Here is a 25,027-nt window from a genome sequence, read left to right on the forward strand (position 1 = left end):
ACATGATGACCCGCAATCTGACCCGGCGCACCGCCCTGGGGGCCGCCGCCGCCCTGCCCGCCGCCGCTCTCCTGCCCCGTGGCCTGCAGGCCCAGGCCCCCTGGAAGCCGACCCAGAACGTGCGCATGGTCGTCCCGGCCGCACCGGGCGGCACCACCGACATCGCCGCCCGCCTGCTGGCGTCCTATCTGACGGAAGCCTGGGGCCAGTCCTGCGTCGTCGACAACAAGTCGGGCGCCGGCGGCGTCATCGGCTCGACCGAGGTCGTCAAATCAGCGCCGGACGGCAACACGATCCTGATGGGCAATATCGGCCCGCAGTCGATTGCCTATTCGCTCTACCGCAACATGCCCTACACGCCGGCCAGCCTGATCCCGGTGTCCAACGCCATCACCGCCCCCAACGTCCTGGTCGTCCACCCGTCGGTACCGGCCAAGACGGTGCCCGAGTTCGTGGCCTGGCTGAAGGCCCAGAACGGCAAGGCCTCCTACGCCTCGTCCGGCACCGGCCAGTCGCCCCATCTATGCGGCGCGTGGTTCCTGCAGCTCACGGGCACAAAGGCCGAGCACATTCCCTATCGCGGCGCCGCACCGGCGCTCACCGACCTGACCGCCGGCGTCACCCAGTTCTTCTTCGACAATCTCACGACCGCGATCGAGTTCGTGCGGGCGGGCAAGCTGCGGGCTCTCGGCCTCACCTCGGCGCAGCGCAACCCGCTCACCCCCGACCTGGTCCCGATCTGCGAGACCATGCCGGAGCTGAAGCCGTTCGACGTCTCGACCTGGTTCGGCGTGTTCCTGCCGGCCAACACACCCAAGCCCATCGTCGATTCGCTCAACGCCCAGATGAAGGCGAGGCTCGCCGACCCGAAGACCCTGGAGCGGATCAAGACCATGGCGGGCTTCCCCGCCTACGGCACGCCGGCGCAGTTCAACGACTTCGTGAACGCGCAGATCGCGCAATGGAAAGGCGTCATCGACAAGGAAGGCCTGAAGCTCGACGTGAACTGATTGCCGGGGGCGCCCTGACTTCCCGCACGACCATAATTCGCTAGGGCCGCCCCATGAGGTGGGACGTTCCCTTCAGGCGATAGCCAAGACGCTCGTAGAAGGCCCGCGACCGGTCGCGATCGATACGGGTGTAGAGAGCGGTCGAGGGCAGGCTTCGGCCGGCACCCCACGCTTCGGCCTCGCGCATCAGCGCCTCGCCGACGCCGGCGCTGCGCCGCTCGGCTTCGACGACGAGCGCCTGCACGACGACTTCACAGGGCTTCTCCAAGGCCGGTCGCACGAAGGCATGCAGCACGCCAGCGACACGGCCATCTTCTTCGGCAACGAAAATCCGATGATCCGAAGTCGCCGCGACCCGCTCGAAGCGCATCTGGAATTCCCGCGGATCGACGGGGTAGCCCAACTGCCCGATCAGGAGATGGACTGCCGCAAGGTCGTCCTTGCCGGCGTCACGAACGATCATGGTTGTGGCCTCATGTGTGGGCGCGAGTGTCGATGCACGGTAGGCGGCGCTCCCGGCCTTGCCAAGCGGCGACCCGGGCCTACTATCAGTATTCTGATATTAGGAGCCAGCGATGTCCCAGCCCCGTCTCACCTACGATGCCTTCGCGAAGATCGCGCCCGTCGCCCAGCGGTCGCTGATCGCGATGGGCAAGCAGGCCGACGATTCGGGGATCGACAAGCAGATCATCGAACTGGTGAAACTGCGCGTCTCGCAGCTCAACAACTGCGCCTTCTGCCTTCAGATCCACCTCAACGTCTCGCGCAAGCTCGGCCTACCGCAGGAGAAGCTGGACCTGGTCGCCACGTGGGAAGAGGCCGGCATCTTCTCAGAGCGGGAATGCGCGGCGCTGGCCTGGGCAGAGACGCTGACGCGCCTGGTGGGCCACAGCGTGCCGGACCAAGCCTACGAGGCGGTCCGCCTGCACTTCAGCGAAGAAGAGGTCACCTTCCTGTCGGTCTCGATCGCCACGATCAATGCCTGGAACCGGCTGGGTGCGGCCTTCCGCTTCGCCCCGCCGATCCAGAGGACAGCGCGGGCAGCTGCCTAATACGCAAATGACAATCGTTTGCAATTAGGCTAGAGATGCTGTCATGCCTGACGTCACCCATGCGCGCGAGCCTCGCCTCCTCGCCCTCGACCAATTGCTGTCCCGCCGTTCGGCGGGCACCTTGCAGGAGCCCGCGCCCGAGGGAGCCGACCTCGACCTCATCCTGGATGCCGGCCTCCGCGCACCCGATCACGGGCGGCTGAAGCCCTGGCGCTTCGTCATCATCCGCGGCGACGCCCGCCTGGCCTACGCCGAAAAGCTGGCCGAGGCCGCCACCGTGCGTGATCCGGCGAATGCCGCGACGCTCGCCGAACGCTATCGCGCCTGGGTTCGGCGCACGCCGATGCTCATCGCCGTCGGCGCCATCATGAAGCCGGGCAACATTCCCGAGATCGAACAGCTGCTGGCCGCCGGTGCCGCGGCCATGAACATGCTCAACGCGCTGCACATGCTGGGCTATGGTGGCATGTGGGTCACAGGCCCCAACGTGTACGATGCGAACGTGAACAGGCTGCTGGGCTTCGAGGCGCCGTCGCGCCTCGTCGGCCACCTCGCCGTCGGCACACCCGCGCCTTCGACGGCCCCGGTGCCGGCGCGGCCCGACCGGGCCGCGCACGTTGCTGAATGGACGCCCGGCTGAGCCGGACTTCGCCCTACTTGCCGGCCGCGTCGAGCGCCTGGGCGAGATCGGCGAGGATGTCGTCGATATGCTCGAGGCCGATCGACAGCCGCACATAGCCGTCCGAGACGCCGGTCGCGAGCTGCTCCTCGGCCGAGAGCTGGGAGTGCGTGGTCGAGGCCGGATGGATCGCGAGGCTGCGCGCGTCTCCGATATTGGCGACGTGATAGAGGAGCTTCAGCGAATCGATAAAGCGCCGTCCCGCTTCACGGCCCGCCGCCAGCTCGAAGCCGACCAGCCCGCCATAGCCGCCCTTGAGATAGGTATCTGCGCGCCGACGCGTCTCGCCGATCTGCTGCGACGGGTGGATGACCTTCGTGACCTCGGGCCGCTTGGCGAGGAAGTCGGCGACCGCCTGCGCGTTCCTCACATGGCGCTCCATGCGCAGGGTCACCGTCTCGATCCCCTGCAGGATCAGGAAGGCGTTGAACGGCGACAGCGCCGATCCCAGGTCGCGCAGCAAAGTGGTGCGCGCCTTGATGATGTAGGCCACGGGGCCGATCGGCTTCACGGCCTCGACCCAGACGGCGCCGTGATAGCTGGGATCCGGCGTGTTCAGCGCGGGCTGGCGCTTGGGATGCGCGCCCCAGTCGAAGTTTCCGCCATCGACGATCAGGCCTGCGATCGAATTGCCGTGGCCCCCGAGATACTTGGTGCCGGAATAGACGACGACCGCGGCGCCATGATCGAACGGCCGCGCCAGGATCGGCGCCGCCGTGTTGTCGACGATCAGCGGGATGCCGAGCGGCCGGCCGATTTCGGCCACTTCCCGGATAGGGAAGACCGCCAGCTTCGGATTGGGAAGTGTCTCGGCGTAGTAGGCACGGGTGCGGTCGTCGGTGGCGCGCGCGAACGCCTGCGGATCGGACGGGTCGACGAAGCGGACCTCGATGCCCTGGTCCTTGAGCGTGTGGGCGAACAGGTTCCACGTGCCGCCGTACAGGTCGGTCGAGCTCACGACATTGTCGCCGGCCTTGGCGAGGTTCTGGATCGCGAAGGCGGAGGCCGCCTGCCCCGAACTCACGGCCAGCGCAGCCGCACCGCCTTCGAGCGCGGCGATGCGCTGCTCCAGCACGTCGAGCGTGGGGTTGCCGATGCGCGTGTAGATGTTGCCGAGTTCCTTCAGCGCGAACAGGTTCGACGCGTGCTCGGTGTCGCGGAACTGGTACGAGGTGGTCTGGTGGATCGGCACGGCGACCGAACCGGTGGTGGCGTCGGCGCGCCAGCCGGCGTGCAGCGACAGGGTCTCGGGATGGCGGGAACTGGTCATGATGGCCTCGCTTTGCGACGAGCGGCCAAACTCGTGGCAAGCGGCGGCGCAGTCAAAGGGAATGGCTGCCGACGTCCGACAGGCGGACGATGGAGTCAGCCTCCCCGGACCGACCGTCGCAGCAAAATTTTCTCTACTGCCGGGGCGAAGAAACCGTCTGCGCGGCAGGCGGCGGTAAGGCCGGCGGCGCCGGATTGGGCTGGTTGAGCCCGCCAATCGGCACCGGCGGCGGCAGGTCTTCCTGGCGCCAGCCGCCGCCCAGCGCCTTCACCAGATTGGCGCTGGCCGTGAGCCGGTTGAGGCGGATGGTGAGCAGGGTCTGCTCGGCGGCGAGAGCGGCGGTCTGGGTCTGCACCACGGTCGTGTAGGGAACGGTGCCGACCCGGTACTGGTTGAGCGAAAGGCGCTCGGCCTCGCGGGCCGCGGCGACCGCGGCGCGCTGCACCTGCTCCTGTTGCACCAGGATACGCTGTTGCGCGAGCGCGTCCTCCACCTGCTGGAAGGCGGTCAGGATGGTCTGGCGATAGGTCGCGACCGTGGCGTCGTAGCTCGCGCGCGCCCCCTGGACCTGCGCCGCGAGGGCACCACCGTCGACCATAGTGCCGGCAATCTGCGGCCCTACGGACCAGGCCGCCGTGCCGAGCTGCAGCAGCGAGCCCAGGCCGCCGCTCAGGAAGCCGATCGTCGCGCCGAGCGAGATCTGCGGATAGTAGGCGCCCTTGGCGACGCCGACCTGCGCATTGGCCGCCGCCATCTTCCGCTCGGCCGAGGCGATGTCGGGCCGCCGTTCCAGCAGGGTCGAGGGAACGCCCGAGTCAACCGTCGGCACCGTGAGCCGCGTCGGCGCCGGTGCGATGCTCACTTCCGACGGCGCCTTGCCGACCAGAAGAGCGATCGCATGCTCCAGCAGGGCGCGGTTGATGGCCTCGTTCACGAGCTGCGCGCGGGTCTGTTCGTACTGGGTCTGGGCCTGCACCAGGTCGACCTTGGAGACGATGCCGGCATCGACCTGGTTCTGCGCGATCTGCATCGACCGCTGATAGGCCGCGACGGTCGCCTCGTAGAGCCGCTTGCGGTCGTCGGAGATTCGCAGCGCCGCGTAGTTCGTGACGAGATCGGTCTGTGCCGACAGGCGCGCATTGGCGAGATCGGCGTCGCTGGCCTGCGCCGCCGCCGAATCGCTCTCGACCTGGCGGCGGATCGTGCCCCAGAGGTCGAGCTCCCAGGTGAGGGTGAAGCCGGTCGAGTACTGGCCGATCGTGGAATCGTAGCGGGTGATCGTCGACGTGCCGCCGGCGGCCGTGGTACCGCGCAGACCGCCGGTGCCGGTCTGCTGCGCCGACCCGGTGCCGGAGATGCTGGGATAGAGGGCCGACTGATCCTGGCGGATCAGCGCCCGTGCCCGCCGGTAGTTGGCCTCGAAGATCTTCAGGTTCTGGTTCGAGACGTCGATCTGCGCCGCGAGACCGTCGAGCGTCGGATCGCCATAGACCTGCCACCACGTCCCGCGATCCGCACCGTCGCGTGGCTGGGCCGGGCGGAAGAGCGACGCCGCGCCAGGCGGCAATTCCGCTTCCTTGAATTGGGGTGCCACGGGACTGGCAGGCGGCGGACGTTCATAGTCCGGCCCGACGAGGCAGCCTGAGACGAGCAGCAGAGGAAGAAGCGCCGCGCTGCGCCTCATGCCGGCACTCCGCCGCTGCCCATCGCACGCGCGACGCGGCTCGCCTGGTCGCGGTCGCGGCGGCGGAAGCGGTCGAGATAAAGGTAGATCACGGGTGTGGTGTACAGGGTCAGGATCTGACTCACGATGAGGCCGCCGATAATCGAGATGCCGAGGGGTCGGCGCAACTCCGCGCCGTCGCCATAGCCGATGGCCAGCGGCAGGGCGCCGAGGATCGCGGCCATGGTCGTCATGAGGATAGGCCGGAAACGCAGAAGCGCCGCCTGATGGATTGCGACAGAGGGCTCGAGCCCCTCGCCGCGCTCGCGCTCCAGCGCCACGTCGATCATCATGATGGCGTTCTTCTTCACGATGCCGATCAGCAGCAGCACCCCGATCATGGCGATGATGCTGAATTCGACGCCCGAGAACTGCAGCGCCAGCAGCGCGCCGATGCCGGCCGACGGCAGGGTCGACAGGATCGTGATGGGATGGATGTAGCTCTCGTAGAGGATGCCGAGCACGATATAGACGGCGGCCAGCGCCGCCAGCACCAGCAGGAGCTGGTTGTTCAGCGATTGCTGGAAGGCCCGCGCCGTCCCCTGGAACGACCCGTGCAGGGTGGTCGGCACGCCGATCTCGCGCATCGTGTCGTTCACGTATTGCACGGCATCGCTCAGGGTCTTGCCCGGCGCGAGATTGAACGAGACGGTGCTGGCCACGAACATGCTCTGATGGTTCACCGCCAGCGGCGTCGTTCCGTATTCCCAGCGCGTCACCGAAGACAGCGGCACCAGCGTCTCGGGCGTGGTGCTGACCGCCGCACCCGTCGAGGCCGAGCCGCGGCCGCTGACGGCGATCTGGTTGGTGCGCAGGTTGCGTACCGCCTGGGCCGGATCGATGGTCAGGGCACCGGCCGCGCCCGTCGAGGCGGAACTCGTGCTGGAAGAGGTAATGCCGCCCGTCGACTGCGTGCCGCTCAGGGCCCCGCCGGATTTGCTGACATAGATGTCCTTCAGCGATTCGGGGCTCTCCCACCATTGCGGCGCCACTTCCATGACCACGTGATACTGGTTGAGGGCGTTGTAGATGGTGGAGACTTGGCGCTGGCCGAAAGCGTCGTAGAGCGTCGCGGAGATGTTGCGGGTCGAGATGCCGAGGCGGCTGGCCGCGTCGCGGTCGATGGTCAGGTTCAGCTGCAGCCCGCGCTGCTGCTGGTCGGAATCGACGTCGGTGATCACAGACGTATCGGCCTGCAGGGCCTGGGTGAGCCGCGGCCCCCAGGTGTAGAGGTCGGGCAGCGAATCGGCCTGCAGGGTGAACTGGTACTGGGCGTTGCCCTGGCGTCCACCCACGCGAATGTCCTGCACGGCCTGCAGGAACAGCATGGCGCCGGGAACCTGGCCGAGCTTTGGCCTGAGCCGCGCGATCACCTGGTCGGCCGTGACGTCACGTTCGCTGAGTGGCTTCAGGGTCGCGAACAGGAAGCCTGAATTCGTCTGCCCGCCGCCGGTGAAGCCGGCGACGCTCTCGACCGCCGGATCGGACCGCACGATCTCGACGAACTGGCGGAACTTCCGGCGCATCGCCTGGAACGAAATGCTCTGGTCGGCGCGGATGCCGCCCATGATGCGGCCCGTGTCCTGCTGCGGAAAGAAGCCCTTGGGAATCGTCACGTAGAGATGGATGTTGAGGATCACCGTCGCCAGGAACACGAACATGGTGAGCAGCCGATGGCGCAGCACCAGCCCGAGACTGCGACCATACAGGTGCTGCAGACCACCCAGGCCGCGCTCGCTCAATCGTGCGAAGAAGCCGGGCTCGCGATGGGCGCCCGGCGGCCGCAGCACGTAGGCGCACATCATGGGCGTGGTCGTGAGCGACACGACCATGGAGATCAGGATCGCCATCGACAGGGTCACGGCGAACTCGCGGAACAGGCGGCCGACGATCCCGCTCATGAGCAGGATCGGGATGAAGACCGCGATCAGCGAGATGCTCATCGACACGACGGTGAAGCCGACCTCGCGGGCGCCCTTCAGGGCCGCCTCGATCCGCGACATGCCGGCCTCGAGATGGCGGGTCACGTTCTCCAGCACGATGATCGCGTCGTCGACCACGAAGCCCGCCGCGATGGTGAGCGCCATCAGCGACAGGTTGTTCAAGCTGTAGCCCAGCAGGTACATGCAGCCGAACGTGGCGACCAGCGACACCGGCACCGTGACCGCCGCGATGAAGCCGGCCCGGGCCGAGCGCAGGAAGGCGAAGGTCACCAGCACCACCAGCACGACGCCGATGACCAGCGATTGCTCGACTTCCCTGAGGGCCGCGCGGATCGTCGTCGTGCGATCACTCACCACCTCCAGCTCGACGTCGTTCGGCATCGAGGCCTGCAGCTCGGGCAGCAGCGCCTTGATCTCGTCGACGGTCGCGATGATGTTCGCGTTGGGCTGCTTGTAGATGATGACCAGCACCGACCGCTTGCCGTTGGCCTGGCCTTCGTTGCGGATGTTCTCCGTCGAATCGATCACCTCCGCCACGTCCGAGAGCCTGACCGGGGCGCCGTTGCGCCAGGCGATGATCAGCGACCGGTATTCGTCCGCGACGGCGGCCTGGTCGTTGGAATAGATCTGGAAGCGCTGGTCGCCGACCTCGAGCGCGCCCTTGGGCGAATTGGCGTTTGCGGCCGCGAGCGCCGCCCGCACGCTCTCGAGGCCGATACCGTATTTGTTCAGCGCCGTCGGGTTCAGCTCCACCCTCACCGCCGGCAGCGAACTGCCGCCCAGCTGGACCTGGCCGACGCCGCTCACCTGGCTCAGCTTCTGCTGCAGGATGTTGGAGCCGGCATCGAACAGGCGGCCCTGGCCCAGCGTGTTCGACGTGAGCGCGATCACCATCACCGGCGCGTCGGCTGGGTTGATCTTGCGATACTGCGGATTGCTGCGCAGGTCGGCGGGCATGTCGGCCCGCGCGGCGCTGATCGCCGCCTGGACGTCGCGGGCCGCGCCGTCGATGTCGCGCGACAGGTCGAACTGCAGCGTGATGCGCGAATTGCCCACCGTGCTGGACGAGGTGATCTCGCTGACGCCGGCGATCGCGCCCAGCCGCCGTTCGAGCGGGGTCGTCACGCTGGTTGCCACGGTCTCCGGCGAGGCGCCGGGCAGGGTCGCCGTCACCTGGATGGTCGGGAAGTCGATCTTGGGCAGCGGCGATACCGGCAGGCCGAAGAAGGCCACCAGGCCGGCCAGCGCCAGGCCGATCGTCAGCAGCGTCGTGGCGACGGGGCGCGCGATGAAGGGCGCCGACAGGTTCACGGCGTGCTTTCTCCCGCCCCGCCCCGCGCCGGGTGCAGCGGCGTATCGAGCGGCACACCGCGCAGGCGGCGACCGAGCCGGTCGAAGGCGAGATAGATGACGGGCGTCGTGAACAGCGTCAGCAGCTGGCTGACGATCAGGCCGCCGACGATGGTGAGCCCGAGTGGCTGGCGCAGCTCGGACCCCGTGCCGGTACCAAGCATCAGCGGCAGCGCGCCGACCAGGGCCGCGACCGTGGTCATCAGGATCGGCCGGAAGCGCAGCAGGCAGGCCTGGTGGATCGCCTCGCGCGGTGCCTTGCCCTCATTGCGCTCGGCATCGAGGGCGAAGTCGATCATCATGATCGCGTTCTTCTTCACGATGCCGATCAGCAGCACGATGCCGATGATGGCCACGATGCTGAGGTCGGTGCCGGCCAGCATCAGGGCGAGCAGTGCGCCGATGCCGGCCGAGGGCAGGGTCGAGAGGATTGTGATCGGGTGGATGTAGCTCTCGTAGAGCACCCCGAGCACGATATAGACGGTGACGATGGCGGCCAGGATCAGCAGGAGCTGGCTGTCGAGCGACCTCTGAAAGGCCAGCGCCGCGCCCTGGAAGTGCGTCGTGATCGAGCGCGGCATGCCGATCTCGCGCTGCGCGGCGACGATGGCGTCGACCGCCTGCCCCAGCGCGAAGCCCGGGGCGAGATTGAAGGAGATGGTGGTGGCCGGGAACTGGCCGAACCGGTCGAGCCGCAGTGGAGCCGTGCGCTCCTCGAACGTCGCGATCGCCGACAGCGGCACCTGCTTGCCGGCCGTCGAGCTCGGCAGATACAGGTCGTTGAGCGAGGCGAGCGAGCGCGACAGCTCGGGTTCGACCTCGTAGATGACCCGATACTGGTTGGACTGCGTGTAGACGGTCGAAACGATGCGCTGGCCGAACACGTCGTAGAGCACGTTGTCGACCGTTGCGGCCGTAATACCGAACCGCGCCGCGGCATCCCTGTCGATCCTGATGAACATCGACAGTCCCTTGTTCTGCAGGTCGCTGGTCACGTCGACGAGTTCCGGCTGCTTTGCCAGCCGGTCCATCAGGCGCGGCACCCAGGTATCGAACTCGGCGGCATTGGCCGATTCCAGGACGAACTGGTACTGCGTGCGGCTCACCGTCGAATCGATGGTGAGATCCTGCGCCGGCTGCATGAAGAGGGAGATGCCCTGGACTCCCGAGGTCTCGCGCTGCAATCGGCGGATCACCTGGGCCGCCGTCAGCGAACGCTCGCTGCGGGGCTTGAGGTTGATCAGCATGCGACCGGAATTGAGCGTGGGGTTGGTGCCGTCGACGCCCACGAAGGACGTGAGGCTTTCGACGTCGGGATCCTCGAGGATCGCCTCTGCGAGGGCGCGCTGGCGCTGGCTCATCGCGGCGAAGGAGACGCTCTGCGGTCCCTCGGTCACGGCCTGGATCAGCCCGGTGTCCTGCACCGGGAAGAAGCCCTTGGGAATGACGATGTAGAGCACCACCGTGAGCACCACCGTACCGACCGCGACCAGCAGCGTCAGCGCCTGGTGCCGGAACACCACGACCAGGCAGCGGTCGTAGAAGCGGATGACACGGGAGAACCAGCCCGTGCCCATCGTTTCCGACTCGACGGCGGCGGGCGCCTTTTCGTGCGTCACGGCCGCCGCCTCATGCGGCCGCTGACGCAGGAACTGAGCGCACAGCATCGGCACGAGGGTCAGCGATACGACGGCGGAGATCAGGATGGTGACGGACAGGGTGACGGCGAACTCGCTGAACAGCCGGCCGACCACGTCGCTCATGAACAGCAGCGGGATCAGCACCGCGATCAGCGAAACGGTGAGCGACACGACCGTGAAGGCGATCTGTTTCGAGCCCTTGAGCGCCGCCGTCTTCGGATCGTCGCCGCGCTCGATGTAGCGCGCGATGTTCTCGATCATGACGATCGCGTCGTCGACCACGAAACCCGTGGCGATGGTGAGCGCCATGATCGACAGGTTGTTGAGGCTGAAATCGGCGAGGTACATCGCCGCCAGCGTGCCGACGAGCGACAGCGGCACCGACAGGCTCGGGATGACCGTCGCCCGCGCATCGCCCAGGAAGGCGAAGATCACGGCCACGACCAGGACGACCGCGAAACCCAGTTCGATCTGCACGTCGCGGACAGAGGCGCGGATGGTCAGGGTGCGGTCGGTGAGGACGGTGATGTCCAGCGAGTTGGGCAATGTCTCGCGCAGGGTCGGCAGCAGGGCCTTGATGCGATCCACGACCTCGATGACGTTGGCGCCGGGCTGCCGCTGGACGTTCACGATCACGGCCTGGGTGTTATTCGCCCAGGCGGCGATCCGGGTGTTCTCCTGCCCCTCCTCCACCGTCGCCACGTCGCGAACGCGCACCGGCGCGCCGTTGCGATAGGCCACGACGATGTCGCGGAAGGTATCGGGATCGGTGATCTGATCGTTGGCGTTGATGGTGAGTGCGCGCGCCGGCCCGTCGAAATTCCCCTTGGGCGTGTTGACGTTGGCGTTGGAGATCGTGGTGCGCAGGTCGTCGATGTTGAGGCCGTAGGCGGCGAGCGCGGTCGGGTTGGCGCGGATGCGCACGCCGGGCTTCTGACCACCCTCGAGATTCACCAGACCGACTCCGGGAAGCTGCGAGATCTTCTGCGCCAGCCGGGTGTCCACGAGGTCGTGGACCCTGGTGAGCGGCTCGGTCTTCGAGGTGACGGCAAGCGTCAGCACCGGCGCATCGGCCGGATTGAACTTGGCATAGATCGGCGGCGACGGCAGGTCGCCCGGCAGCAGGTTGCCGGCGGCGTTGATCGCCGCCTGGACCTGCTGCTCGGCGACGTCGAGGCCGAGCTTGAGGTCGAACTGCAGGGTGATCGACGAGGCGCCGGCCGAGCTGGTCGACGTCATCTGGTTGAGCCCCGGCATCTGGCCGAACTGGCGTTCAAGCGGTGCGGTGACCGAGGTCGTCATCACCTCCGGGCTGGCGCCCGGATAGATCGTGAGGACCCGGATCGTCGGATAGTCGACCTGCGGCAGGGCCGACAGTGGCAGGAAGCGATACGCTATGATGCCGACCAGCATGATCGCGACCATGAAAAGCGAGGTCGCGACGGGCCGTTCGATGAAGATCCGCGACGGATTCATGTCGCGGCCGCTCTACTGGTTGGTCTGCGTGGCGGGGCGCCCGACGCCGCTTCCGGGGACAGCTCCAGTACCACCGTTGACCTGCTGGCGCCGGCGCTGCCCCTCTGCCGGCGGCTGGGCGTCGGGCGGCGCGTTGGCGACCGGCGGTCCCGCCGAGGCACGCGGCGCCGGCACGGGCTTGCGGATCTTGGCGCCGTCACGCAGGCGGTCGACACCGTCGATCACGACCTGATCGCCGACCTTCAGGCCCTTGAGGATTGCCACCTTATCCCCATCGGTCGCGCCGAGCTCCACGACCCGGATCTCCACCGTATCGTCGGCCTTCGCGAGATAGACGAACGTTCCGGGTTGGCCGCGCTGGACGGCCGCAACGGGGACCACGACGGCATCCTTCACCGTGTCGGCCAGCAGGCGGACGTTCACGAACTGGTTGGGGAACAGGGATTCGTCGGCATTGTCGAAGATCGCCCGCAGCTTCACGGTGCCGGTCGTGATGTCGATCACGTTGTCCGTGGTGTCGAGGCGACCGACGGCCAGCTCGTTCTTCTGCGCGCGATCGAGCACGCGCACTTCGAGGTTTTCACCGGTCTTCAACCGTTGCCGCACCAGCGGCAGGGAATCTTCGGGGATCGTGAACAGGACCGAGATCGGCTGCACCTGAATGATCACGCAGATGCTGCTGGCGTCACCCATCGTGACGTAGTTGCCCTTGTCGACCATGCGCAGGCCGATCTTGCCGGTGAGCGGGGCGACGATCCGCGTGTAGGTGACGTTGAGCTTGGCCGCATCGACCTGCGCCTGGTCGATGACCAGTGCCGCCTCGTACTGGCGGACCAGCGCGACCTGCGTGTCGTATTGCTGCCGCGCGATCGAGTCCTGCTGGACGAGCTTGCGGTAGCGTTCGAGATCCATCTGCGCATTCTTGAGCAGCGCCTCGTCGCGCTGCTGCTGGCCCAGGGCCTGCTGCAGGGCGACGTCGTAGGGCCGCGAATCGACCAAGGCCAGCAGGTCGCCCTGCTTCACCATCTGGCCTTCCTTGAAATAGACGTCGACGAGCTGGCCGGTGATCTGGGTCTTCACGTTGACGGTCTGGAGCGGCGTCACCGTACCCAGCGCGCGCAGCACGATGGGAATGTCGCCCTTGGCCGCCGTCGCCAGTCCCACAGGGACGGCCGCCCCGGCGGCGAAGCGCCCACCGGGTCCCTGGCGTGCAGGCGGCGCAGAGCCGGACTGCGAAATGTACCAGCCCGCGCCAGCCACGATGGCCAGCCCGAAACCGATCCCGAGGAGGGTTCGCAGCCGCTTCATTCGTCCCATGCACTCCAGAAAACCCAGCCCGTTTCATGTACGAGCTGAAGCTGCGGAGTCTCCCCCACGTAAATGGCGGACGCAAGGCGACAGGCGCGGACCGGAGAATGCAACGCCCAAGAGGCCGGAAAGACCCCTCGGACGCTACGGGCAGTTCGCTCAATCCACGCGCTTTTCCTCGACGTAGAGGCTGCCGCCGCCGGCCCGGAACCGGGCGCTCATCTCGTCCATGCCCTTCTTGGCATAGTCCCGGATGTCCTGGGTGATGCGCATGGAGCAGAACTTCGGACCACACATCGAGCAGAAATGCGCGGTCTTGTGGGCTTCCTTGGGCATCGTCTCGTCGTGGAACTTCTCGGCGGTGGCGGGATCGAGCGAGAGGTTGAACTGGTCGCGCCAGCGGAAGTCGAAGCGCGCCCGCGACAGCGCATCGTCGCGCAGGCGGGCTGCGGGATGGCCCTTGGCCAGGTCGGCGGCATGGGCCGCGATCTTGTAGGTGATCACCCCGACCTTCACATCGTCGCGATCGGGCAGGCCGAGATGCTCCTTGGGCGTCACGTAACAGAGCATCGCCGTGCCGAACCAGCCGATCATGGCGGCGCCGATGCCAGAGGTGATGTGATCGTAGCCCGGCGCGATATCGGTCACGAGCGGCCCCAGCGTGTAGAACGGCGCCTCGCCGCATTCGCGCAGCTGCTTGTCCATGTTGGCCTTGATCTTGTGCATGGGCACATGGCCCGGCCCCTCGATCATGACCTGGCAGCCCTTGTCCCAGGCGACTTTCGTCAGTTCACCGAGCGTCTCCAGCTCGGCGAATTGCGCGGCGTCGTTGGCGTCGGCGTTGCAGCCCGGCCGCAGCCCGTCGCCCAACGAGAAGGAGACGTCGTACTTGCGCATGATGTCGCAGATATCGCCGAAATGCTCGTAGAGGAAGCTCTCGCGATGCTCGGTGAGGCACCATTGCGCCATCATCGATCCGCCGCGGCTCACGATGCCGGTGACCCGGCTGGCGGTCAGCGGCACGTGCGCCAGGCGCACGCCGGCATGGATGGTGAAATAATCGACACCCTGCTCGGCCTGCTCGATCAGCGTGTCGCGGAACACTTCCCACGACAGCTTCGTCGGGTCGCCGCCGACTTTCTCCAGCGCCTGGTAGATCGGCACGGTGCCGATCGGCACTGGCGCGTTGCGCACGATCCATTCGCGCGTGTCGTGGATGTTGCGGCCGGTCGACAGATCCATGACGGTGTCGGCGCCCCAGCGGATCGCCCACACCATCTTCTCCACTTCCTCTTCCATTGAGGAGGAAACGGCCGAGTTGCCGATGTTGGCGTTGATCTTCACCAGGAAATTCCGGCCGATGATCATCGGCTCCAGCTCGGTGTGATTGATGTTGGCGGGGATGATGGCGCGGCCCGCGGCCACTTCCTGGCGCACGAACTCCGGCGTGATGAATGCGGGCAATGCCGCACCAAAGCTCTCGCCATCCGCCAGCCGGGCCTCCGCCTCGTCGAGCACCTTCCTGCGACCGAGATTCTCGCGGGCCGCGACGTAGATCATCTCCTTGGTGATCACGCCCGCACGCGCCCATTCGAACTGCGTGATCGGCTTGCCGTCGAGGCCGCGCAGCGGCCGCGGCGTATGGGGAAAGGGCCGCAGCACCGATTCCTTCACGTTGCCGTTGTCGATCGGCTGGATCGCGCGGCCGGCATAGTCCTCGACGCCGCCGCGTTCGAGGATCCAGGCGCGCCGCGTCTGGGCGAGGCCCTTGCGCACGTCGATCGCAACATCGGTGTCGGTGTAGGGACCGGTCGTGTCATAGACGCACACCGGCGGCTCCAGAGGCGATGACAGTTCGATCTCGCGCAGGGGAACGCGCAGGTCGGGTGCGGCCTCGGGCGTCGCGTAGACCTTGCGGGACGCGGGCAGCGGCCCTGTCGTGACGGTCGGGGCGGTGGTGGTGACGATGGTGTCCATGATGGATCTCCCGTGGCTGGTTGGCAGACGGAGATCCGGTGTTTTGTCGTGCAAAGGATGTATCCAGTCCCTTCGCCGGCATGACCCGGATCAGGTTCAAAGGGTCACCGCGCCGACGCCAGCTGGACTGGCGACCATCGGTATCTCAGCCCCTTGACGGGACCCCCCTTGGACACGTGAACCCTAGAGCGGTCGCGGGCCGACGACAAGCGGCCTCACAGGCGTTCGTAAACTGTCCCTCAACCTGCGCAAATCCTTAACCGCCGCCCTCTAGCTTCGGCACCGCAAGGGCGGGGGTCACCGATGTCGCGCGCTACACTGTTCGCCACGGCGGCTGGCTGGCTCCTCGGGGTCCTGCTGCTGCTGCCCGCGACGGTGTTTGCCCAGGCGTCAGCGGATGGGCTCACGGGGGAACTGAAACGCTTCCTGCACGATGAAGCGACGCTCGTCGTGCACAGCCGCAGCTACCTGTTCGACCGCCAGAATCTGGCGCCGCCCAACACGGCGGCAGCCGTGACCGGCGGGTGGATCGGCCTGCAGACCGGATGGTTCTACGACACGCTGCAACTCGGCGCGGTGGGATACACGACGCAACCGCTCTGGGCGCCGCAGGGCAACGGCACCACTTCCAACGGCACGTTGCTTCTCAAGCCGGGAGGATACGGCTTCTTCACCCTCGGCCAGGCCTATGCCTCGGCGCGCTGGCAGAAGCAGACCGTCACCGTGTTCCGGCAGTATCTCGATGAGCTCGAGGTGAATCCGCGCGACGACTGCCAGCTTCCCCAGACCTTCGAGGCCTACGCGCTGCGCGGCGTCCTCGGACCGGTCACCTATTTCGCGGGCTACGTCGCCGCCATGAAACCGCGCGACTATTCGGCCTTCATCAACATGGGCGAAGCGGCCGGCGCGCCGAACGTGAACAAGGGCATGGGCCTCTTCAGCGCGAAGTACGGCAGCATGAATGAGCTGCAGGTCCGCGCCTCGACCTATTATGTCCCGGATATCCTCTGGTCGAGCTACGGCGATGTCGGCGGCACGATCAGGGTGAACGATGATCTGCGCGTCCAGCTCGCAGCGCAGTTCGCCGTGCAGGGCAGCAACGGCATGAACCTCCTCACCGGCCAGCCCTTCAGCACCTTCTGGGGCGGCCTCCGCGCCGACACCTTCTGGGGACCGATGGCTTTCCGCCTGTCCTACACGCAGGTCGGCTCGGCGGCGAGCTGGCGTAACCCCTACGGTATCTTCATCGGCTACAACAAGATGCAGTCGCTGGACTTCAACCGCGCCGGGGAAATGGCGGTGACGGCCGGCGCCAGCTACGACTTCAAGGGCGCCGGTCTTCCTGGCGTGGTCTTCCTGGCGACGGCGACCTATGGCGGCAACGCGGTCAACCCTGCCACCGGGGCCGGCCTGTCGACCAACTGGGAATACGATCTCGAACTCGCGATCAGAGGCGACGCCATGGACAACGCCCCCGACTGGCTGAAGCCGTTCAACCTGCGCAACCGGGTCGCCTTCGTCGATCAGTTCCAGGGCGACCGGACGCTCAGCTCCTCCTTCACGGAGTACCGCATCCAGTTGAACTACGAGCTGACCTGGAAGGGTCCGCGCCTGCGTTAGACGACCTGGCCGGCGCGCATCTCGGCGATGTCGGTGTCGGAGTAGCCCGCTTCCTTCAGCACCTCGTCGGTGTGCTGGCCGAGCGTCGCCGGTGGGCGGTCGATCGAGCCGCCGCCATGCTCGAGGCGGAAGCCCGAGCCCACGACCTTGATCGGCCCGTGCTCGGTCTCGACGGTCTGCAGCACCGTGCGATGCTTGAACAGATCGAGTTGCGCCGTCTCCGGGATCGAGTGGACGCGGCCGGCCGGGACGTCGGCCTTGGCGAAGCGCTCGATCCAGGTGCCCGAATCCTCGGTCATCATCGCCCCTTCGACGATTTCGTGCAGGGCGGTGTTGTTGGCGATGCGTGTCGCCCAGTCGACGAAGCGCGGATCGTCCAGCACCTCCTCGCGGCCCAGCACCTTCATCAGGCGCTTGAACTGCGGATCGGTCATCACCGCCAGCACGATCCAGCCGTCGCGGGTCTTGAAGAGATTGCCCGTGGGCTTGCGCGTCACCGACAGGTTGGCGGCCTGGCCGTGCACGCGGCCGGTCATCATGTGCTCGGTGAACTGCTGAGCGAGATAGCCCATCACGGCGTCGATCATGGCCACGTCGACGAGTTGGCCCTTGCCGGTGTGCGTGCGCTGGTACAGCGCCGAGGCGATGCCCAGCGCCGCGGTCGCGCCCGACATCACGTCGGCGCCGGCAAAGCCCACCCTCGTCGGACCGTTGTTCTCGAAGCCGGTGATCGACATCAGGCCCGACATGGCCTGGATCATGCCGTCGAAGGCAGCGGTCTTGGACTCAGGGCCGACCTGGCCGAAGCCCGACACGGCGCAGTAGATCAGCCGGGGATTGATCTTCTTCAGCGTCTCGTAGCCGATGCCGAGCTTGTCCATCACGCCGGGACGGAAATTCTCGACCACGACGTCGGCCGTCTCGACCAGGCGTTTCACGACCTCGATCGCCTTGGGCTGCTTGAGGTCGAGGGTGATCGACCGCTTGTTGCCGTTCACCGCGACCCAGGGCGCCGCGAGGCCGCGCTTCTCCCAGTCATTGGACCGGGTACCGAAGCGCATGTCGTCGCCTTCGCGCGACTCGATCTTGACGACGTCGGCCCCAAGCAGGGCAAGCTGGTAGGAACTGTAGGGTCCCGCCAGTACACGCGTGAAATCGACGACCTTTACGCCCGTGAACGGCTTGCTCATGTCACTCCTACGCCACGCCCGCCTGCTTGCGCTGGTTGAGCGCCACCTGCTTGACCTTGTCGAACTCGGCCCGCCGCTTGGCGACCTCTTCGGGCGGCATGCGCTCGATGTTGTTGTAGTCGTTCTTCCAGTCCCCGTCGTCGGTCCAGCGCAACGGCGACTGTACCGTCGTGCGCGGGCCGATGGCGCTTTCCAGCACCTTCAGCGCCAGATCGAGCGTGAAGCGCTGGGTATCGGGCTCGTGCGGCTTGCCGCACGAATTGCCGAGCGGGAAATCGCTGAACAGGAAGCGGGGCACGCCCACCCATTCGACGATGTCCTTCGCCGCCCCCATCACCACGGTGGGGATGCCGTTCCGTTCGAGATATCGTGCGACCAGACTCACGGTCTGGTGACAGACGGGTCATGTAGGGACAAGCAGCGCGGCGTCGACCTGGTCCTGGCGGCAGCGCGCCAGGATTTCCGGTGCGTCGGTCTCCAGCGTGACGCGCTGGCTGCGATTGGTCGGCGCGCCGTGGAAGCGAGCCGCCAGCTTGAAGCGACCCTGATTGGCGAACTCGCGTATCAGCGGCAGCGGGAACCAGGTGTTGCTGTCCGTCGCCGTCGTATGCTTGCGGTCGTAGCCGATGTGGGAGATGCGGGTGTCGTGGTCCTGGGCGGTATCGCCCGAATAGACCGAATAGAACTTGGCCGAGGCGTTGTAGAGCGCGCCCGGACCCTGGTCGCCCTTGTCCGGTTGATAGGGAGCCGCCGTCGAGATCAGCGCCAGCGTGCTGTCCTTCAACGGCTTTTTCAGGGGCGTGAACGGGGCATCGGTGTAGTGCGCCCAGCGATAGGGATTGTCGTAGCCCAGGGCGAGGTAATACTCGCGAGTCCGGCGCATGTATTCGAGCGGCGCGTCGTAATCCGGCGCGAAATCTGTCGTATCGACCATGGTCGAAAATTGAGCGCTGGGGCGTGCGAAGTCAAACGAGCAGACGCTGGTGTTCGCATGACGATATGACGGGCAAGGGTGTTCCAGGCGCTGGAAAGCTGACCCCGATGTAACCCCCCGGCCATAGTGCCGCCCAACTCCATCGCGCTATATATGAAACGAGACCGGACAGGCTGGGGAGCGCATCGCATGGCGATCAGACGGCGCAGCGTATTGGCGGGCAGCGCAGCCCTTTGGGTCGCCGCGCCAGCGATCCTGCGGGCCCAGACTCCGGCTCCGGCAGGCAAGATCCATGTCAGCCACGGTTTCGCCATGCACGGCGAGCCTAAGTACCAGGCCGATGCCGGTCCGCCCGACTACGTGAACCCAAACGCGCCCAAGGGCGGCAGCGTCCGGCTCGGCGCCCGCGGAACCTTCGATTCGCTGCATCCCTTCATCATCAAGAGCGTCCCGGCGGCCGGCATCAGCCAGCTCTGGGATACGCTGTGCTTCAATTCGCGGGACGAGGCCTCGACCGAATACGGGCTGATCGCCGAGACGATCGAATGGCCGGAGGACCGGTCGTGGGCGGCCTTCACGCTCCGGCCGCAGGCGCGCTGGCACGACGGCAGCCCGATCACGGTCGAGGACGTGATCTTCTCGCTCGACATCCTGAAGTCGAAGGGACTGCCGAACTACGCCTTCTACTACAACGACGTGCTCAAGGCCGAGAAGGTCGGCGACCGCAAGGTGAAGTTCACCTTCCGCGACGACACCAACAAGGAGCTTCCGCTGATCATCGGCCAGCTCCCCATCCTGCCGTCCAAATGGTGGGCCGGCCGCGACTTCGAGAAGGTGTCGCTCGAACCCGCGCTCGGCAGCGGCCCCTACAAGGTCGATTCGTTCGATGTCGGCCGCTCCATCGCCTATCGCCGGGTCGACGACTGGTGGGCGAAGGACCTCTGGATGAACCGCGGGCGAAACAATTTCGACGTGATCCGCTACGAGTACTATCGCGACGTCACCGTCCAGTTCGAGGCCTTCAAGGCCGGCGACCTCGACCTGCGCCAGGAGAACATCGCGCGTAACTGGGCGACCGCCTACGACATCCCGGCGGTGCGCGACGGCCGCATCCAGCGCGCCGAGATCCCGCACGAACTGCCGACCGGCATGCAGTGCTTCGCCTTCAACACGCGCCGCGACTATTTCAAGGACAAGCGCGTGCGCGAGGCCATCGCCACGATGTTCGACTTCGCCTGGGCGAACAAGAACCTGTTCTACGGCATGTACAAGCGGAACATCTCGTTCTTCGGCAATTCCGAGCTCGCCTCGTCGGGCCTGCCCACACCTGCCGAGCTGAAATACCTCGAGCCGCTGCGCGGCAAGATTCCCGAGGAGGTTTTCACCAAGGAATTCAAGCTGCCGGAGACCGACGGCACCGGCAACGTCCGCGACCTGGCGCGCCGCGCGCTTGCCCTTCTCAAGGAGGCCGGCTGGGAGATCAAGGACGGCAAGATGACGGAGACGAAGACGGGCCGGAAGCTCGCCTTCGAGATGCTCCTGGGTGACGCCAGCTTCGAGCGGGTCGTGCTGCCCTACAAGCAGAACCTGGAGCGCATCGGCGTCGACATGACCGTACGCACGGTCGACACCGCGCAATTCAAGCGCCGCGAGGACGAGTTCGATTTCGACATGATGGTCGACGGGTTCGGCCAGTCGCTGTCGCCGGGCAACGAGCAGCGCGACTTCTGGGGTTCGAAGGCCGCCGACAGCAAGGGCAGCCGCAACACGATCGGCATCAAGGATGCGGCGATCGACTCCCTCATCGAGACCCTGATCGGTGCGCCCGACCGCGAGAGCCTGATCAACGTCACGCGCGCCCTCGACCGCGTTCTGCTGTGGAGCAGCTTCGTGGTACCCAACTGGCACAGCAACACCGCCTACGTCGCCTACTGGAACCGGTTCGGCCGGCCGGCCAAGAGCGCGAAATACTCTCCGGTCGCCTTCGACACCTGGTGGATCGACGAGGCCAAGGACCGCGCCCTGCAGCGCGACAGGAAGTAGGCGCCCGGCCGCTCCATGATCGCCTATATCCTGCGCCGTCTCATGCTGGTGGTGCCGACCCTGTTCGGCATCATGGTGATCAACTTCTTCATCATCCAGGCCGCCCCCGGCGGCCCGGTCGAGCAGATGCTGTCCCAGATCCAGGGCACCGCGGTCGATGCCACGGAGCGCTTCTCCGGCAGTTCGAGCGGCGGCGAGACGCTGCGCAAGGGAGGCCAGGACTCGGGCAGCGGCACCTATCGCGGCGCCCGCGGCCTGCCGAAGGAGCTGATCGAACGCATCGAGAAGATGTACGGCTTCGACAAGCCGATCGGCGAGCGCTTCCTGCTGATGATGAAGAACTATCTCGTCTTCGATTTCGGCGAGAGCTTCTTCCGCAACAAGCGGGTCGTCGACCTCATCATCGACAAGATGCCGGTGTCGATCTCGCTCGGCCTCTGGACCACCTTGCTCATCTACTTCGTGTCGATCCCGCTCGGCATCGCCAAGGCCGTGCGTGACGGCTCGCGCTTCGACGTGTCGACCTCGACCACCCTGATCGTGCTGAACGCCATCCCGGGTTTCCTGTTCGCGCTGCTGCTGGTCGTGCTTTTCGCCGGCGGCGGCTACTTCAAGTGGTTCCCCCTGCGCGGCCTCGTCTCCGACGACTGGAGCTCGCTCGGGCTCGTCGACAAGGTGCTCGACTATTTCTGGCACATGGCCCTGCCGATCGGCGCCATGGTGATCGGCGGCTTCGCCACGCTCACCTTCCTGACGAAGAATTCCTTCCTGGAGGAAATCCACAAGCAGTATGTGCTGACCGCCCGCGCCAAGGGCCTGGTCGAGCGACGCGTGCTCTACGGGCACGTCTTCCGCAACGCCATGCTGATCGTGATCGCGGGCTTTCCCGCCGCCTTCGTCGGCGTGCTGTTCACCGGCTCGCTGCTGATCGAGGTGATCTTCTCGCTCGACGGCATCGGCCTGCTCGGTTTCGAGGCGGCCCTGAACCGCGATTACCCGATCATGTTCGGCACACTCTACTTCTTCGGCCTGATCGGCCTCGTCATGGGTATCCTGGGCGACATCATGTACACGGTGGTCGATCCCCGGATCGATTTCGAGGCGCGCGGCTGATGAACCCGATGAACCGGCGCCGCCTCGCGGCCTTCCGTTCCAGCAAGCGAGGGATGATCTCGCTCGCGATCTTCGGCCTGTTGTTCTTCCTCTCGTTGTTCGCCGAGCTGCTGGCCAACGACAAGCCGATCCTGATCCGCTACGATGGCGCCTTCTATTCGCCGCTGGTAAAGGACTATCCCGAGACGACCTTCGGCGGCGACTTCCCAACCAACACGGTCTATTCCGACCCTGAAGTGCAGAAGCTGATCGAGGAGAAGGGCTGGATCCTCTGGCCGCCCATCCCCTACAGCTACGACACGGTGCTGAAGGGTGAAGGCCGAACTACCCTGCAGCCCCCCTCGCGGCAGCACTGGCTGGGCACCGATGACAGCGGCCGCGACGTGATGGCCCGCCTGATCTACGGTTTCCGCATCTCCGTCCTGTTCGGGCTTGCGCTGACGGTGGCCAGCACGGTGATCGGCATCGCCGCCGGCGCGGTGCAGGGCTATTTCGGCGGCGTGGTCGACCTGCTGATGCAGCGCTTCCTCGAGATCTGGTCGAGCATGCCGACGCTCTATCTCCTGATCATCCTGGCGAGCTTCATCCAGCCGGGCTTCTGGGTGCTGCTGGGCATCATGCTGCTGTTCAGCTGGATGGCGCTGGTCGGGCTGGTGCGCGCCGAATTCCTGCGCGGCCGCAACTTCGACTATGTCCGCGCCGCCCGGGCGCTGGGTATGATGGATGCGCGCATCATGTACCGGCACATCCTCCCCAACGCGATGACGGCCAGCCTCACCTTCCTGCCCTTCATCCTGGCGGGCTCGGTGACGACGCTCACCTCGCTCGACTTCCTGGGCTTCGGCCTGCCGGTAGGCTCGCCCTCGCTCGGCGAGCTGCTGCTGCAGGGCAAGAACAATCTCAACGCCCCGTGGCTCGCCTTCACCGGCTTCTTCGTAATTGCCCTTATGCTGTCGCTGCTGGTGTTCATCGGCGAGGCAGTGCGCGACGCCTTCAACCCGCGCAAGGTGCTGGCGTGAGCGACGATCCCATCCTGCTCGAGGTCAAGGACCTCTCCGTCAACTTCGGCACCGGCGACAAGGCGGTACGCGCGGTGCGCGGCGTCAGCTTCGACATCAAACGCGGCGAGACTGTCGCACTGGTGGGCGAATCGGGCTCCGGCAAGTCGGTGACGGCTTTGTCGGTCCTGCAGCTGCTTGCCTATCCGGCCGCCAGCCACCCCACGGGGAGCATCCGCTTCCAGGGCAAGGAACTGGTCGGCGCCTCCACGCGCGAGCTCTTGTCGGTGCGCGGCAACCGGATCTCGATGATCTTCCAGGAGCCGATGACCTCGCTCAACCCGCTGCACACGATCGAGCGGCAGGTGAACGAGGTGCTGATCCTGCATAAGGGCCTGTCGCGCGAGGCGGCGCGCAAGCGCACGCTCGAACTGCTCGAACAGGTCGGCATTCCCGACGCCGCCAACCGGCTCGACGCCTATCCGCACCAGCTCTCGGGCGGCCAGCGCCAGCGCGTGATGATCGCCATGGCGCTGGCCAACGAGCCTGACCTGCTGATCGCCGACGAACCCACGACGGCGCTCGACGTCACCATCCAGGCGCAGATCCTGAAGCTGCTCAAGTCGCTGCAGGCGCGCTACGGCATGGCGCTGCTGTTCATCACCCACGACCTCGGCATCGTGCGAAAGATGGCCGACCGGGTGTGCGTGATGACCCAGGGCCGAATCGTCGAGCAGGGCCCGGTCGCCGAGGTCTTCGACCGGCCGCAGCACAGCTACACCCAGCATCTTCTCTCGGCGGAACCCAAGGGACGGCCGGCGGCGGTCGATCCGGCGGCGCCCGAGATCCTGCGCCTCGACGACCTCAAGGTGCACTTCCCGATTCGCCGAGGCGTGATGCGCCGCACGGTCGGCCATGTGAAGGCGGTCGACGGCGTCAGCCTCGCCTTGCGCGAGGGCCATACGATCGGGCTGGTCGGTGAATCGGGATCGGGCAAGACGACCCTGGGCCTCGCTTTGCTGCGACTGGAGCGTAGCGAGGGCGGCATCCGGTTCGACGGCCGCGAGCTGCAGGGGCTGGGCCAACGCGAGCTGCGGCCGATGCGTCGCGAGATGCAGATCGTCTTCCAGGATCCGTTCAGCTCGCTCAGCCCGCGCATGTCGGTCGGCGAGATCGTGGGCGAAGGACTGGAAGTCCATCGCATCGGCACGAAGCAGGAGCGCGACGTCCTGATCGACCAAGTGCTGCGCGAGGTCGGGCTCGATCCGTCGAGCCGCGAACGCTACCCGCACGAATTCTCCGGCGGCCAGCGCCAGCGCATCTCGATCGCCCGCGCGCTGGTCCTGAAACCGCGCCTGATCGTGCTCGACGAGCCGACCTCGGCCCTCGACATGAGCGTGCAGGCCCAGATCGTCGATCTGCTGCGCGACCTCCAGCAGCGTCACAAGCTTGCCTATCTTTTCATCAGCCACGACCTCAAGGTCGTGCGCGCGCTGGCCGACGAGGTCGTCGTGTTGCGTCATGGCAAGGTGGTCGAGCGCGGTGCGGCGAGCCAGATCTTCGAAGCGCCCCAGACCCCTTACACCCAGGCGCTCATTGCCGCGGCCTTTAACCTCGAAGCGATCGGTGGCGATAACCGGGTCGTCGCCACCTGATCGGCAGGAATGAGCGAACAGGGCTCGACCCGGCGAGTCCGCCCCA

Annotated in this window: 17 protein-coding genes and 1 riboswitch; of the genes, 8 read left to right on the forward strand and 9 right to left on the reverse strand. The window is 66.4% G+C overall.

The features are described from left to right. Positions 1 to 5 precede the first annotated feature (5 nt). Positions 6 to 1,010, forward strand: coding sequence for a tripartite tricarboxylate transporter substrate binding protein (locus tag Q0Q48_RS21070; RefSeq protein WP_366915297.1), 1,005 nt, complete (start codon positions 6 to 8; stop codon positions 1,008 to 1,010). Positions 1,011 to 1,050: 40 nt separating this feature from the next. On the opposite strand, the gene Q0Q48_RS21075 is transcribed toward Q0Q48_RS21070, so the two are convergent. Then, positions 1,051 to 1,473 carry a GNAT family N-acetyltransferase gene (locus Q0Q48_RS21075; protein WP_295142140.1) on the reverse strand — a complete coding sequence of 141 codons (423 nt, stop codon included), beginning with the start codon at positions 1,471 to 1,473 and terminating at the stop codon, positions 1,051 to 1,053. A gap of 112 nt (positions 1,474 to 1,585) precedes the next feature. Here Q0Q48_RS21075 and Q0Q48_RS21080 point away from each other — a divergent pair, with 112 nt between their 5' ends. Then, on the forward strand, positions 1,586 to 2,062 hold the full coding sequence (locus Q0Q48_RS21080; protein WP_295142144.1) for a carboxymuconolactone decarboxylase family protein: 477 nt from the start codon (positions 1,586 to 1,588) through the stop codon (positions 2,060 to 2,062). A gap of 43 nt (positions 2,063 to 2,105) precedes the next feature. Further along, complete coding sequence (locus tag Q0Q48_RS21085; protein WP_295142147.1) at positions 2,106 to 2,702, forward strand: nitroreductase; 597 nt, start codon at positions 2,106 to 2,108, stop codon at positions 2,700 to 2,702. Between the two features lie 13 nt (positions 2,703 to 2,715). On the opposite strand, the gene Q0Q48_RS21090 is transcribed toward Q0Q48_RS21085, so the two are convergent. The 6 genes from Q0Q48_RS21090 to thiC all read right to left on the reverse strand — a co-directional run bounded on the left by Q0Q48_RS21090 (position 2,716) and on the right by thiC (position 15,428). Further along, a complete protein-coding gene (locus Q0Q48_RS21090; protein WP_295142150.1) occupies positions 2,716 to 4,011 on the reverse strand; it encodes a PLP-dependent transferase in 1,296 nt (431 codons plus the stop codon). Between the two features lie 133 nt (positions 4,012 to 4,144). After that, entirely contained in the window at positions 4,145 to 5,695 is a 1,551-nt protein-coding gene (locus Q0Q48_RS21095; protein ID WP_295142153.1) for an efflux transporter outer membrane subunit, read from the reverse strand. After that, positions 5,692 to 8,988: an efflux RND transporter permease subunit gene (locus Q0Q48_RS21100; protein WP_295142155.1), complete on the reverse strand. Its 3,297-nt coding sequence runs from the start codon at positions 8,986 to 8,988 to the stop codon at positions 5,692 to 5,694. Before Q0Q48_RS21100 ends, Q0Q48_RS21095 begins: the two co-directional genes overlap by 4 nt. After that, positions 8,985 to 12,143, reverse strand: coding sequence for an MdtB/MuxB family multidrug efflux RND transporter permease subunit (locus Q0Q48_RS21105; protein ID WP_295142158.1), 3,159 nt, complete (start codon positions 12,141 to 12,143; stop codon positions 8,985 to 8,987). Before Q0Q48_RS21105 ends, Q0Q48_RS21100 begins: the two co-directional genes overlap by 4 nt. A 12-nt stretch (positions 12,144 to 12,155) precedes the next feature. Next, positions 12,156 to 13,451: an MdtA/MuxA family multidrug efflux RND transporter periplasmic adaptor subunit gene (locus Q0Q48_RS21110; RefSeq protein ID WP_295142161.1), complete on the reverse strand. Its 1,296-nt coding sequence runs from the start codon at positions 13,449 to 13,451 to the stop codon at positions 12,156 to 12,158. A gap of 159 nt (positions 13,452 to 13,610) precedes the next feature. Next, positions 13,611 to 15,428: a phosphomethylpyrimidine synthase ThiC gene (gene thiC / locus Q0Q48_RS21115; protein ID WP_295142164.1), complete on the reverse strand. Its 1,818-nt coding sequence runs from the start codon at positions 15,426 to 15,428 to the stop codon at positions 13,611 to 13,613. Between the two features lie 49 nt (positions 15,429 to 15,477). Then, a riboswitch (TPP riboswitch) is annotated at positions 15,478 to 15,607 on the reverse strand. Positions 15,608 to 15,731: 124 nt separating this feature from the next. On the opposite strand from thiC, the gene Q0Q48_RS21120 reads away from it, so the two are divergent. Next, positions 15,732 to 17,048 carry an OprD family outer membrane porin gene (locus Q0Q48_RS21120; protein WP_295142167.1) on the forward strand — a complete coding sequence of 439 codons (1,317 nt, stop codon included), beginning with the start codon at positions 15,732 to 15,734 and terminating at the stop codon, positions 17,046 to 17,048. Here Q0Q48_RS21120 and Q0Q48_RS21125 read toward each other — a convergent pair. Beyond that, the gene (locus Q0Q48_RS21125; protein ID WP_295142170.1) at positions 17,045 to 18,238 is read right to left on the reverse strand and encodes a CoA transferase; all 1,194 of its coding nucleotides are present in this window, start codon (positions 18,236 to 18,238) and stop codon (positions 17,045 to 17,047) included. The two genes, Q0Q48_RS21120 and Q0Q48_RS21125, sit on opposite strands and share 4 nt — an antisense overlap. 7 nt (positions 18,239 to 18,245) lie before the next feature. Beyond that, entirely contained in the window at positions 18,246 to 19,172 is a 927-nt protein-coding gene (locus Q0Q48_RS21130; protein WP_295142173.1) for a glycine/sarcosine/betaine reductase selenoprotein B family protein, read from the reverse strand. A gap of 189 nt (positions 19,173 to 19,361) precedes the next feature. Between Q0Q48_RS21130 and Q0Q48_RS21135 the strand changes: the two genes are divergently transcribed. The 4 genes from Q0Q48_RS21135 to Q0Q48_RS21150 are packed head-to-tail and all read left to right on the forward strand — an operon-like array spanning position 19,362 to position 24,981. Beyond that, a complete protein-coding gene (locus Q0Q48_RS21135; protein WP_295142176.1) occupies positions 19,362 to 21,215 on the forward strand; it encodes an extracellular solute-binding protein in 1,854 nt (617 codons plus the stop codon). Positions 21,216 to 21,230: 15 nt separating this feature from the next. Beyond that, a complete protein-coding gene (yejB, locus tag Q0Q48_RS21140) occupies positions 21,231 to 22,328 on the forward strand; it encodes a microcin C ABC transporter permease YejB (RefSeq protein WP_295142179.1) in 1,098 nt (365 codons plus the stop codon). Then, positions 22,328 to 23,347: an ABC transporter permease gene (locus Q0Q48_RS21145; RefSeq protein ID WP_295142182.1), complete on the forward strand. Its 1,020-nt coding sequence runs from the start codon at positions 22,328 to 22,330 to the stop codon at positions 23,345 to 23,347. The genes yejB and Q0Q48_RS21145 overlap by 1 nt, the downstream gene beginning before the upstream one ends. Next, a complete protein-coding gene (locus tag Q0Q48_RS21150) occupies positions 23,344 to 24,981 on the forward strand; it encodes an ABC transporter ATP-binding protein (protein WP_295142185.1) in 1,638 nt (545 codons plus the stop codon). The genes Q0Q48_RS21145 and Q0Q48_RS21150 overlap by 4 nt, the downstream gene beginning before the upstream one ends. Positions 24,982 to 25,027: the final 46 nt, after the last annotated feature.

This window comes from uncultured Reyranella sp. (assembly GCF_945957355.1).
Classification (GTDB): domain Bacteria; phylum Pseudomonadota; class Alphaproteobacteria; order Reyranellales; family Reyranellaceae; genus Reyranella.

Coding starts and splice junctions, on each gene's coding strand:
- Q0Q48_RS21070 (WP_366915297.1), top strand. CDS start 6: ATGACCCGCAATCTGACCCGGCGCACCGCCCTGGGGGCCGCCGCCGCC.
- Q0Q48_RS21075 (WP_295142140.1), bottom strand. CDS start 1,473: ATGATCGTTCGTGACGCCGGCAAGGACGACCTTGCGGCAGTCCATCTC.
- Q0Q48_RS21080 (WP_295142144.1), top strand. CDS start 1,586: ATGTCCCAGCCCCGTCTCACCTACGATGCCTTCGCGAAGATCGCGCCC.
- Q0Q48_RS21085 (WP_295142147.1), top strand. CDS start 2,106: ATGCCTGACGTCACCCATGCGCGCGAGCCTCGCCTCCTCGCCCTCGAC.
- Q0Q48_RS21090 (WP_295142150.1), bottom strand. CDS start 4,011: ATGACCAGTTCCCGCCATCCCGAGACCCTGTCGCTGCACGCCGGCTGG.
- Q0Q48_RS21095 (WP_295142153.1), bottom strand. CDS start 5,695: ATGAGGCGCAGCGCGGCGCTTCTTCCTCTGCTGCTCGTCTCAGGCTGC.
- Q0Q48_RS21105 (WP_295142158.1), bottom strand. CDS start 12,143: ATGAATCCGTCGCGGATCTTCATCGAACGGCCCGTCGCGACCTCGCTT.
- Q0Q48_RS21110 (WP_295142161.1), bottom strand. CDS start 13,451: ATGAAGCGGCTGCGAACCCTCCTCGGGATCGGTTTCGGGCTGGCCATC.
- thiC (WP_295142164.1), bottom strand. CDS start 15,428: ATGGACACCATCGTCACCACCACCGCCCCGACCGTCACGACAGGGCCG.
- Q0Q48_RS21120 (WP_295142167.1), top strand. CDS start 15,732: ATGTCGCGCGCTACACTGTTCGCCACGGCGGCTGGCTGGCTCCTCGGG.
- Q0Q48_RS21125 (WP_295142170.1), bottom strand. CDS start 18,238: ATGAGCAAGCCGTTCACGGGCGTAAAGGTCGTCGATTTCACGCGTGTA.
- Q0Q48_RS21135 (WP_295142176.1), top strand. CDS start 19,362: ATGGCGATCAGACGGCGCAGCGTATTGGCGGGCAGCGCAGCCCTTTGG.
- yejB (WP_295142179.1), top strand. CDS start 21,231: ATGATCGCCTATATCCTGCGCCGTCTCATGCTGGTGGTGCCGACCCTG.
- Q0Q48_RS21145 (WP_295142182.1), top strand. CDS start 22,328: ATGAACCCGATGAACCGGCGCCGCCTCGCGGCCTTCCGTTCCAGCAAG.